At 45.2% G+C, this 11,516-nt stretch carries 12 protein-coding genes and 1 pseudogene; 12 read left to right on the top strand and 1 reads right to left on the bottom strand.

Annotation, left to right across the window (positions count from 1 at the left end):
* The first annotated feature begins 4 nt into the window (after positions 1–4).
* The 10 genes and pseudogenes from MKY41_RS10070 to MKY41_RS10025 all read left to right on the top strand — a co-directional run bounded on the left by MKY41_RS10070 (position 5) and on the right by MKY41_RS10025 (position 9,167).
* On the top strand, positions 5–949 hold the full coding sequence (locus tag MKY41_RS10070) for an ABC transporter permease (RefSeq protein ID WP_340744878.1): 945 nt from the start codon (positions 5–7) through the stop codon (positions 947–949).
* 20 nt (positions 950–969) lie between these two features.
* Positions 970–1,110 (top strand): annotated as a pseudogene (locus MKY41_RS10065) (glutathione ABC transporter permease); the annotation flags it as partial.
* Between the two features lie 96 nt (positions 1,111–1,206).
* Positions 1,207–1,806 (top strand): ABC transporter permease, encoded by a 600-nt coding sequence (locus MKY41_RS10060; protein WP_340745678.1) that lies wholly within the window; start codon positions 1,207–1,209, stop codon positions 1,804–1,806.
* 21 nt (positions 1,807–1,827) lie between these two features.
* Positions 1,828–2,817: an ABC transporter ATP-binding protein gene (locus MKY41_RS10055; RefSeq protein ID WP_340744877.1), complete on the top strand. Its 990-nt coding sequence runs from the start codon at positions 1,828–1,830 to the stop codon at positions 2,815–2,817.
* The gene (locus MKY41_RS10050; RefSeq protein ID WP_340744876.1) at positions 2,804–3,784 is read left to right on the top strand and encodes an ABC transporter ATP-binding protein; all 981 of its coding nucleotides are present in this window, start codon (positions 2,804–2,806) and stop codon (positions 3,782–3,784) included. Before MKY41_RS10055 ends, MKY41_RS10050 begins: the two co-directional genes overlap by 14 nt.
* Complete coding sequence (locus MKY41_RS10045) at positions 3,781–4,440, top strand: DUF1028 domain-containing protein (RefSeq protein ID WP_340744875.1); 660 nt, start codon at positions 3,781–3,783, stop codon at positions 4,438–4,440. The genes MKY41_RS10050 and MKY41_RS10045 overlap by 4 nt, the downstream gene beginning before the upstream one ends.
* A gap of 23 nt (positions 4,441–4,463) precedes the next feature.
* Positions 4,464–6,257 carry a helix-turn-helix domain-containing protein gene (locus MKY41_RS10040; RefSeq protein WP_340744874.1) on the top strand — a complete coding sequence of 598 codons (1,794 nt, stop codon included), beginning with the start codon at positions 4,464–4,466 and terminating at the stop codon, positions 6,255–6,257.
* Positions 6,258–6,652: 395 nt separating this feature from the next.
* Positions 6,653–7,423 (top strand): ABC transporter ATP-binding protein, encoded by a 771-nt coding sequence (locus tag MKY41_RS10035; protein ID WP_340744873.1) that lies wholly within the window; start codon positions 6,653–6,655, stop codon positions 7,421–7,423.
* Positions 7,424–7,437: 14 nt separating this feature from the next.
* Positions 7,438–8,394, top strand: a complete 957-nt coding sequence (locus tag MKY41_RS10030) for an ABC transporter substrate-binding protein (RefSeq protein ID WP_340744872.1) — start codon at positions 7,438–7,440, stop codon at positions 8,392–8,394.
* A gap of 5 nt (positions 8,395–8,399) precedes the next feature.
* Positions 8,400–9,167, top strand: coding sequence for an ABC transporter permease (locus tag MKY41_RS10025; RefSeq protein WP_340744871.1), 768 nt, complete (start codon positions 8,400–8,402; stop codon positions 9,165–9,167).
* Between the two features lie 30 nt (positions 9,168–9,197).
* Here MKY41_RS10025 and MKY41_RS10020 read toward each other — a convergent pair whose 3' ends face one another.
* A complete protein-coding gene (locus tag MKY41_RS10020; protein ID WP_340744870.1) occupies positions 9,198–9,644 on the bottom strand; it encodes a winged helix-turn-helix transcriptional regulator in 447 nt (148 codons plus the stop codon).
* Between the two features lie 104 nt (positions 9,645–9,748).
* Here MKY41_RS10020 and MKY41_RS10015 point away from each other — a divergent pair, with 104 nt between their 5' ends.
* Both MKY41_RS10015 and MKY41_RS10010 read left to right on the top strand, forming a co-directional pair.
* Positions 9,749–10,285 (top strand): DUF4242 domain-containing protein, encoded by a 537-nt coding sequence (locus MKY41_RS10015; RefSeq protein WP_041073302.1) that lies wholly within the window; start codon positions 9,749–9,751, stop codon positions 10,283–10,285.
* A gap of 30 nt (positions 10,286–10,315) precedes the next feature.
* Positions 10,316–11,371 carry an acyl-CoA dehydrogenase gene (locus tag MKY41_RS10010; protein WP_340744869.1) on the top strand — a complete coding sequence of 352 codons (1,056 nt, stop codon included), beginning with the start codon at positions 10,316–10,318 and terminating at the stop codon, positions 11,369–11,371.
* The last annotated feature ends 145 nt before the right edge of the window (positions 11,372–11,516 follow it).

Raw genomic sequence — 11,516 nt, 5'->3', positions numbered from 1 at the left:
CATCTTGCTTTCATATATTTTACGCCGCTTGCTTATTGCCATTCCTGTACTATTCGGTATATCCATCATTGCCTTTTTCATGGTACGGCTTGTTCCGGGCGACACGGTGACGGCGATGCTGGGAACAAATTACAATGAGGCACAAGCGGAAATTTTAAGACAGAAATACGGTTTGGATCAATCCATTTTTATTCAATATGGCATTTGGATCATGAGTCTGTTTAAAGGAGACCTGGGGATTTCTTCCTTCACAAATGAGCCGGTTATGGATCTTATCATCGGTAGGCTGCCGGTGACATTGGAATTGACCATCATCAGTATTCTCTTTGCTTTGCTTATTGCCATTCCTTTGGGGACATTCGCCGCACTCAAAAGAAATACACCGGTTGATTACGGCGCTAGTTTTTTTGGAATGTTTGGCATTTCTGTACCTAATTTTTGGCTGGGGACGTTGATGATACTTTTGTTTTCTCTCCATCTAAGCTGGTTGCCGTCCAGTGGATTTGTACCAATTTCGGATGGAGTGTGGACGAATCTGAAAACCATGTTGATGCCAGGAATCGCGTTAGGTACTTCGGTAGGGGCGGTGACAATGAGAATGACCCGGTCCTCTATGTTGGAAGTGTTGGGTGAGGAATATATGAAAATGGCAAAAGCCAAAGGAGTCAACCGTTCCCGGCTAATTTGGAAACATGGATTGCGTAACGCATTGGTTCCCGTCATCACCGTTTTAGGAATCCAAGCGGGCTATCTTCTGGGAGGTTCAATCATCATAGAGCAGATATTTTCTTTGCCAGGAATCGGGCAATTGGCCTTGCAAGCCATTTCCAACCGGGATTATAGCCTGCTGCAAGGCACGATATTATTTATCGCAAGCGCATTTGTGCTAATCAATTTAGCGGTGGATATCATCTATGCCATGATCAATCCTAGAATTCGGTACAGTTAGGTATAAGTGAGGGATGTTGTATGAGAGAAACATGGAAAAGGTTTAAGCAAAATAGATTTGCCTTTGTAGGATTCTTGTTCATTGCTCTAATTCTGGTCGTCGCGGTGTTCGCAAAATGGATTGTCCCCTATGATCCTTATGCCATGAATTCTACAAGTTCACTCGCTTCGCCGAATGCGCAACATTGGTTTGGGACAGATCAATTCGGACGCGATATTTTTAGCCGGATATTATATGGAGCTCAGATTTCATTGAAAGTGGGCATCATTGCGGTGGGATTTTCTTTGTTTTTCGGCACAATGATTGGAATTGTAGCAGGCTATTTTGGAGGGAAGATCGATCAAATTCTTTCCCGGATTACCGACGTATTATTTGCTTTTCCAGATATACTTCTGGCACTTGTTATCATGGCAATATTGGGACCGAGTTTAACCAACCTGATGATTGCCATTGGAATTGTCTACACTCCTATTTTTGCTCGAATTGCGCGAGGTGCCGTGTTGAATATCCGAGATTCTTTATACATCGAGGCTGCCCGGTCAATGGGAGTTAGCTCATTTCAAATTATGATTCGTCATATTCTTCCCAACTCGCTTGCTCCTTTAATCGTTCAAGTGACCCTCTCTTTCGCATTTGCCATATTGGCAGAGGCGGCTCTGAGTTTTTTAGGGTTGGGCGTTTCTCCAGATACCCCCTCTTGGGGAATTATGTTGAGTGAGGCGAAAGATTGGATGGAAATCTCATGGTGGACGGCTATTTTCCCGGGAATCGCAATTACGTTGGCAGTTCTCAGTTTTAATATTATGGGAGACGGCTTGCGTGATGCGCTTGATCCAAGGTTGCGAAATGAACGATAAGAAGGAGGTGTTCCGGGAGCGATGAAGGATCCATTACTGGAAGTGAGATCGTTGACCACTACATTTCGGACAGATAGAGGAGTGGTAAAGGCTGTAGATGATATTTCTTTTACGATCCAGCGAGGGCAAATTCTTGGCATTGTCGGGGAGTCTGGCTCTGGGAAAAGTATTACCTCCCAATCGATCTTGCGTTTAGTCGGAAATCGAAAAAGTGAAAGTGTCACAGGGCAAGTTCTATTCGAAGGGCAAGACTTGTTACAGTTAAAAGAAAGGCAAATGCAGCAAATCCGTGGGAAGGAGATAAGTTTGATCGCCCAGGATCCGATGACTTCTCTGAATCCCGTTTATACTGTGGGTAATCAAATTGCGGAAGTTCCTTTTATTCATGAAAAGATGTCTAAAAAAAGTGCTTGGAAAAAGGCGGTAGAGATGATTGCACGCGTCGGAATCCCTTCCCCAGGAATTAGGGCCGCTCAATACCCTCACCAATTCAGCGGTGGAATGAGGCAACGGGGTGTCATCGCCATGGCCTTGGCAGGAAATCCGAAACTATTGATTGCGGATGAACCAACGACGGCTCTGGACGTCACGATTCAAGCACAAGTGTTAGAACTGATTCGGGATTTGCGGGATGAAACCGGAGCAGGGGTTATTTTGATCACCCATGATTTAGGTGTGGTGGCGGAAGTTTGCGATGAAGTTGCGGTGATGTATGCGGGAAAAATTGTAGAGAAAGCATCGGTTGCAGAGTTATTTGCAAATCCAAAACACCCCTATACAAAAGGACTACTCGCATCGTTGCCGAAACTCGGTGATCGAGCACGGTTGAAGCCGATACACGGACAACCTCCCAATCTACATAATTTGCCGAGTGGTTGTTCATTTGCCGATCGTTGTCCATATGTTATGGAGACATGCCGAATGGTACGTCCAGAATTACGGGAAGATGAACAGGAACATCAAGTCGCATGTTACCTATATGAAAAGGAGGTAGAACATGCAAACACCTAATCAAGAGCTAGTTCGTGTGGACAACCTATCGAAACACTTTTCATTGGGAAGTACTTTTTCGAGTAAGAAAAAGCAAATCATTCGAGCGGTCGATAATCTTTCTTTTTCCATTCAGAAGGGGGAGACGTTTGGGGTTGTAGGAGAGTCAGGATGTGGAAAGTCCACGACGGGCCGACTCCTCTTGCGGCTCATGGAAGCGACGGCCGGTTCTATTTACTTTGAAGGAGAGGACCTGACGAGTTTTACAAAGGAGCAACTCCGTACAAAACGAAAAGACTTTCAAATGATATTTCAAGATCCTTATGCTTCCTTAAATCCTAGGATGACGGTGGAAGAATTGATTAGCGAACCCTTGGTGACCTATAGAGTTCCAAACAGAAAAAAACGGGTGTTAGAACTCATTGATGCGGTAGGCATTTCAAAAGATTATTTAACCCGCTATCCTCATGAATTTTCTGGAGGTCAGCGGCAACGGATTGGGATTGCACGTTCGTTAGCCTTAAATCCTAAATTTATTATTGCGGATGAACCTGTCGCGGCCTTGGATGTCTCTATCCAGGCCCAAATTATTAACTTGATGAAAGATTTACAGGATGAGTACAAGCTAACCTATTTATTCATCGCGCATGATTTAAGCGTGGTCGAATATATTAGCGATCGTATCGCTGTCATGTATTTGGGAAGCATTGTTGAGTTGGCAGCTAGCGAAACGTTGTATGAGAAGCCGTTGCATCCATACACGCAAGCGTTAATATCGGCTATCCCGGTTCCAGATCCCACTGTAAAGAGGAAGAATATTAGATTGAGCGGGGACATTCCAAGCCCCATGAATCCACCCGTGGGCTGTAAGTTTCATACACGCTGTCCATTAGCAAAAGACATTTGTAAACAAGCGGTCCCCCGATTAAAAGAGGTTGAACCGGATCATTTTGTGGCATGTCACGTAGTAGAGGAGAATGTAGAATGACATATTCAATTATTGCTAGATGTCCGAATACCGGAAACTTCGGAGCTGCCATCGCATCTTATTTTCCAGCAGTCGGGGCCCATTCCCCTGCAATTCAAGCGAATGTCGGGATTATTGCAACACAAGGTTGGGTCAACCCATCCCTTGGTATAAAAGGAATGCGCCATTTACGTGAAGGACAAACGGCCAATGAAACATTGAATACTTTACTGCATGGCGATGCAGGCAGAGAGTTGAGACAATTGGCCATATTAGATCGTTTTGGAAACAGCGCAGTCTATACTGGAATCGAAAACGATGAAGTAAAGGGACATATTATTGGAAAGCAATACGCCATTTTAGGTAACCTATTAGAAAGTAGGGAAGTACTAGAAGGAATGGAACACGCTTTCGAGTCGACCGCAGGGAGATTGGAAGAGAAATTATTGGCGGCCTTGCTTGAAGGGGATAGATTAGGTGGCGATCGGCGAGGGAAACAATCAGCCATTCTTAAAGTCGAGGCGATTGAAGGGTATCCCTATGTTGACTTTCGAGTGGATGATGCGGAAGAACCAGTTTTGGAATTGGAGAAGATTTATAGAAAAAACAAGCATGTGCTGATTGATCGCTATGATGAATGGATTGAAACAATTGAAGCGGGCATTCGCCTGACTTAATTTTGTAAGAGCGGAGGATTGGAATGACACATACGATGGATACGAATTTATACGAAATTCTTACCTCAGCTACCACGAAAATTATGAAGGCGGTGGGGCAGGCTGAATTTGTTGAGAGCATTCTGCAACAAATGATCGATGCCATTCCTCAATTGGATTCGGGATTTCTATTAATTTACAGTGAAAAGACACAGAAGCTCATCGTCAAGCATGCCGTCGGATATGTCGAAGAAAATTATCGGAAGACGCAGCTGATTCCGGGTGAAGGAATTTCCGGTCAGGTGTTTGCTACAGGGCATCCGCTTTTTTTAACGTCCCGGGAGTCCGTTATGAGTACCATGCGTACAATGAGTCCTGCCAATTTATCACATTATATCAAGTCTACGATTCAAGCGGAGTATCCTCATCAAACCATTGCCATTCCATTACTGGATGAACGTGGTTCTGTAGGGGTTCTGACTATGAGTGGGCATGATGAGAAGAGCCGGTATCCATCTAGTTTCATGAAAATCCTACATTCATTCACTCCTGTCATCACCTTGGCATATCGGCACCATATGTTGTCAAACAGAGAGGCACATTTGGAAAATGAGCTAGTGCTCGCAACTACCGCCTTACGTAAAGAGCATGATCAACAACAGAAAACGGCGGATTTGTATAATGAATTAACGATGTTAAGCAATCAAAATAAAGGGATTCAAAAAATGGTACAGGCGCTTCAGCAATACATAGAAGCGCCCATTGCCCTCTATGATGATCTTTTTAATCTGATAGCGGATGTTGAAATGGTGCCGACTGATCTTCCATCCGGCATGATATCCACTAGGGAAGTACAATATGTAATCACTATGAAAAAGTGGCAAGTCTATGATAAGAAAGACGGAACCTCAATCATCATTATTCCGATAGTAGGATCCAACTCGGTTATAGGTTTTTTATTAACGTACATAGAAAAAGAGAAATTTCACCATGTAAATCGTATGTTGTTGGAATACGGCTCATCTTTGTTGTCATTGGAAATGATGAAGCAGCAATCCATTCGAGAAGCCCAACAAATGATTTACGGTGAAATATTTGAAAAGATATTACTAGGGATACATGATGGGCAGTTAGAAGAACAAGCGAACAACTTGGGTCTACATCCGAAAGATTATTATGTTGCTTTAATTTGCAGCGAAATGGAAAGTGCTCCTTATCGGGATTCTCGATTTGAGAGAGAGAAGTGGATGAAGTGGATTGAAGAAATGCTTATCTTTTATCATATAAAAGGTATTGTGACACAACGGGGAAACCAAGTCATCGCCTTTCTCTCCTTCCCTAAAGATGGAGGAAAAGTGAAAGCTCGCCAACAGGTGACACAATTGACTAAGCACATGAATGAGGTTACATGGCCTGTATATATCGGTTTAGGAAACGTGTATGAGGGCTTTCATGAGATTCGCAAATCTTATAGGGATGCTGAAAAAAGCATAACTTTGTTAATGAAACGAAAAAAGGGTCAGGTCCATCAGTTTTCGAATGGGGGCATAGACCGAATTTTGCTCGACTTGGAAAGCAGCGAATTGGAAGTGTTTTTGTCTGACCACTTAGGTCCGTTGGTTGACAATCAAAACGTCGATTTAATAGAGACGTTGCTTGCTTATGTGCAGCATAATAAAAACTTGAAAAACGTTACGGAGTCATTGGTAATACACCAAAACACCCTATATTATCGACTGAAGCGCATCGAAGAGATTCTAGAAATCTCTTTAGCAGATCCCGCCCAATGGTTCGATATTCAATTGGCTTGTAAAATCTATGACTATCTACGTCTTTGAGCATTCACCCACATGTGAGTGCTCAATTTTTTTGTTTCAAAGGAATTTATAGAATCCAAGACCTTGGGGATATTCATCATAGCTCGAGCATGGATGCCGGGTCCGGAGGCTCGCATGATACGAGTTAGTCAACGGTTATCTAATCGAACTGGTAAGGGTTTGATATGTTGAATATCTGTTCTCTTTGCAGAAATTTAGGCTCTTTCAGGAGATGGTGAATTTAGGTTAACTTCTCAAATAGTCAAAGTAGTTCTATGAAAAAATTGCGATGTCCTTAATCAAAAAATTCTTTCACTAATAGAGTTGTATTTTCTAACGAAGTGGTATAAACTAACTTTAATACAAACTAAACTAATAGGAATTATGAATTTACTTCTGATGAAAGGGGAAGAGGGATGATTACGGTAGCCGGGGTGGATAAGACGTTTCACACGAAGGGGAAGTCGGCTCATATTTTGGATGATGTCTCTTTTCATGTGAATAAAGGGGAAATTGTCACGTTGCTCGGGAAGAGTGGTTGTGGAAAAAGTACGCTTCTCAATATGGTGGGCGGATTTTTAAAGCCTGATACGGGCTCGGTCCTGTTGGATGGAGCAGAAGTAGTCCGCCCAACGAAACGTTGTGTGATGTTATTTCAACAACGAAATCTCCTACCGTGGCGGTCTGTTTTGAAGAATGTGGAGCTTGGGTTGGAAGGGGAAGCGATTCCGTCCGCTGAGAAGAAAGAGCGAGTCTTGGAAGCACTGAAATTAGTCGGACTGGATCAGCATCAACACCAATTCCCTCATGAATTGTCCGGGGGAATGCAGCAGCGGGTCGCGATTGCCCGGGCATTTGCAATTCAGCCGGATGTCATTTTGATGGATGAACCGTTTGCGGCACTGGATACATTCAACCGCTATAATTTGCAAGATGAGTTGATTCGCATCCAGACGCAGAAGAAGACTACGATTTTACTAGTGACGCATGATATTGATGAAGCGGTCTATTTATCCGACCGGGTGCTGATCATGAGTTCGCACCCCGGCAAAATTTATAACGAATTGACGATCAATCAAGGAAAACCGCGGGATCGTACGCATGGCGATTTCCATTATTACCGTAAAAAAATATTAGAGGAGTTCGAATTGAGCGGGGCACCAACAGTCCCTGAATATTCGATTTAAGTGGAGGAAACGAAATGAGAAAACTATCCTTATTGCTGCTAGTCTTGCTATTGGCATTCACAACGGCATGCGGCCAGACGAAAGAAGAATCGGCCAGCGAAGGCGGGAAGACAACCTTGAAGATCGGGTATTTGCCAATCACCCACGCTGGCCCGCTTTATATGGAAGCGCATGTTCATGACGAACAGTTCGAGGGCCAGGATGTTGAAATGGTCAAATTCGGTTCTTGGCCGGATTTGATGGATGCACTTAATACGGGGCGGATTGATGGGGCTTCTGTCCTTGTAGAGCTCGCCATGATGGCTAAAGAACAAGGGATCGATCTAAAAGCGGTCGCGCTCGGCCATAAAGACGGAAACGTCCTTGTCACTTCCAATGATATTCAGGAAACCGCGGATTTGGAAGGAGCCACCTATGCCATCCCGCATAAATTTTCATCCCATAATATTTTATTGAATGAAATGCTGAAAAAAGACGGAATGACCTATGAAGACGTCAACGTCGTCGAAATGGCACCTGCCGAAATGCCGGCCGCCCTCTCGGAAAATCGGATTGCGGGCTATGTCGTAGCGGAGCCGTTCGGAGCGCAGGCTGTCGTGCTGGACAAAGGGAAAGTCCATTACCATTCTGAGGAGATTTGGCCAGAGTCGTACTGCTGTGTTCTAGTCTTACGCAATGACACAATCCAAAAGGATGGGGAGACAGTCCAAGCGTTTGTAGATCAATATGTTAAAGGCGGAGAGCTGGCGAATCAAAAAGACGATGCGGTCTATGAATCCTTCGGAGAGTTCATGAAAGTGGATAAAGAAGTTCTTGAATTATCTCTCGAATGGATCTCCTATGATGACCTGCGGATTGAAGAAAGCGAGTATGACAAATTGTCCGGGTTCATGGTGGAAATGGGCTTGACGGAAAATCCGCCGGCATATGAAGAGTTCGTGGACAATACATTTATCGATAAAGTGAAGTGAACGCAATGGGTTGGTTGAGGAAGACGTCAAATTTCATCATCGGCATGGTCTTGCTTGTCATCGTGTGGCAGGGGATCATCTGGATTGGGGGATATGAGGAGGCGCTGTTTCCGTCTCCTCTCACTGTCGCACACGCAATATCGACATTATTCGTGGACGGCACATTGTTCGAACATTTGCGGGTCAGCCTAGGACGGTTTGCGGCGGGGTATTTGCTCGCCATAGTCCCCGCCATCCTGCTTGGTATGCTCCTCGGGAGGATGCCGCGGGCTTGGCAGATTGTTGATCCAGTCGTCCAAGTGCTGCGCCCGGTGTCCCCGGTCGCTTGGTCGCCCTTCATTGTTCTTTGGTTTGGAATCGGGAATATGCCAGCTATTGCGATCATTTTCATCGCCGCCTTTTTCCCGGTTTTGTTGACGACAGTGTCGGGCGTCCGGAAAATCGATCAGGATTATTTGAAAATCGCCGAAAATATGGAGATTCGCAAATGGCCGCTCATGTATAAAATCATTTTCCCGGCAGCCTTTCCTTCCATTATGAATGGCCTGCACTTGGCGCTCGGGACGGCTTGGGTGTTCCTCGTTGCCGGAGAAATGGTTGGAGCTCAATCAGGACTTGGATATTTGATTATTGATGCCCGGAATACATTAAAGCTCGATCATGTATTGGCGGGAATTGTCATCATCGGGTTAAGCGGTTTTGTGCTGGATCGGTTCATCACGTTTTTGGAGCATTGGGTCGGCCGCCATTTCGGCACGCCGCCGGCAACGTAAAAAGACCGCCGATTGCTGGCGGTCTCCCTATCAAGATTCTTGCAGCAACGGGTCTTCGATGCTGATGGCGCGCAGGTCGTCCACGCGCTTCCCGGTCCGTTTGGAGTAATAGCCGATTTCGACTTCGTCTCCCGTCCCGGAATGGATGAGTTTCTTATAACAAGTTTCCAAATGGTCGCGTCCCCATAGAAGCAGGGCGTTAAAGACATGTTCAAGCGCTTCTCCGCTAGTCGTCAGCGTATAGTGATAACGTGGCGGGTGGGTCGAATAAAGTTCGGATTGCACAAGGCCTTCCGCTTCCAGCATTTTGAGCCGCTCGGACAGCATGTTGGCGGACAGTCCATTCAAGGCCTGTTTGATTTCATTGAATGTCGTTCGACCGACTAAGATTTCATGGACAATCAACAGCGTCCAGCGATCCCCAATAATATTGAGCGATTGAGCAATGTTGCAAGGTAGATTGTATCGTGGCTTCATTCTAATTTCGTCCTTTCAGTATTTGTGGGTTGCTTTTATTAACCTACTAGATTAATATGATTAGTATAACATACAATAATGATAGGAAAAGAGAGGTTTTTCAAATGGGCTTATTTTTAATCGAATCGTCTTTAAAAGGGATTGTGGACTCGAAAGCGGCTTTGGATCAAAAAGCGGCACAATTGCAAGAAAATCTTGGGGCTCAACAATCAGCGCTGATTGAAATTCAAGTGTCTAAAGATTTCTCCCGTTCGTTCTTCATTGTTGAGTCGGCTGACCAAGAAACGGCTACAAGCGTCGTGAAGGAAGCAGGGATTCCGGTTGAACTGGTCAAAGATGTCCGTCTAGTCGGAGATGACTTGGAAAACGTGAAGCAAAACAAAGATCTCGTCAATTATTTGGTCGAATGGAACTTGCCGGAAGACTTGACAATGGATCAATACTTAGCGCGGAAAAAGAAAAATTCCGTCCACTACGAAGAAGTGCCGGAAGTATCATTTGCTAGAACGTACGTCTGTGAGGATATGTCGAAATGTCTATGCTTCTATGATGCGCCGGACGAAGCGGCTGTCAAACGTGCACGGGAAGCAGTCCAAACGCCGATCGACTCCATAACGGAAATCTTGACAGAAAACGAGTAACAAGTTAGGAAATAAAGCGGAGGTGGCACCATGCCCATGGTAATGGAAAAACAGGAAGTGCTTGCTGAATTGATTGCGCAGGAACTGAAGCCATATGTGAAAAAGATTGATCAAGATGCTTTTTACGCGGAGAGCTTTCTTCGCAAGCTGGGCGAATCGGGTCTGTTGTCATCTGGGGGCCGTCCCCAAGCGGAAGTGCTTGCGGACGGATTGTTCTTTGTCGGCGAGACTGCCAAAACATGCATGACGACTGCATTTTGCCTGTGGTGCCACCTCGCTGCTTTAACCTATGTCCGGACGACAGACAATGAAAAGCTGAAAGCCGATCTGTTGACGAGTCTGGAAGATGGAACTTTGCTCGGGGCCACCGGGTTGTCGAATCCGATGAAACACTACGCGGGATTGGAATCCCTTCATCTGACCGCGAAACGCAAGGATGGCGGCTATTTGGTATCCGGCGTACTTCCTTCCGTATCCAATCTCGGTAAGGACCATTTTTTCGGAGCGATCGCCGGGCTGAATGAAACCGAGCAGATCATGGTATTCGTCTCCTGCAATTCACCCGGTTTGAAGTTCAAGGAAAAAATGGATTACTTGGGGTTGAACGGCAGTGCGACGTCCAGCTGTACATTTAAAGAGGTGTTCATTCCGGACGATCGGGTGTTATCGGAAGATGCCAATGCGTTTGTGGCGGAAGTTCGCCCGACGTTCATCGCCTATCAAATTCCGCTTGGGTTCGGCGTGACAAATGCGTCTGTCCATTCGATCGAGAAAATGGCCAATCGGCAAAACGGCTGCAATCAGCATTTGCGTGTCCAATCACCGGAATTGCAATTGAGGGAGGAGGAATTGCGCCAGAAGCTACTTTCCCTTATCTTGGAGGAACCCCTCAATTGGAAGGAAATTGCTAAAGTTCGTCTCGCCGCGGCCTATTTGACGTTGGAAGCAGTGCAGGCTGCCATGCTTCACAACGGAAGTGCCGCTTATCTTCAAGCGAGTGCCCCAGCGAGACGATTGCGTGAAGCCTACTTTTTTGCAAATTTAACGCCGACTATTAAGCATTTGGAAAAAGTTCTTAGTTTATAAGAGATAGACTTCCATAATTTTCTCATACGATAGCACCAGTCCTTCCTCGTCCGAAGGGCTGGTTTTTTGGTGTTTTGAAACCTTGCCGTGGGCTGGCCGTATAGTCGTATCAAGTATAGTGGAAGAACTGCGACTTGCTATGTTA

It is taken from the genome of Sporosarcina sp. FSL W7-1349 (assembly GCF_038003045.1).
Taxonomy (GTDB): Bacteria; Bacillota; Bacilli; order Bacillales_A; family Planococcaceae; genus Sporosarcina.
Note: the sequence above shows the minus strand (reverse complement) of the source record. Positions and strands in the feature narration are given on the sequence as shown.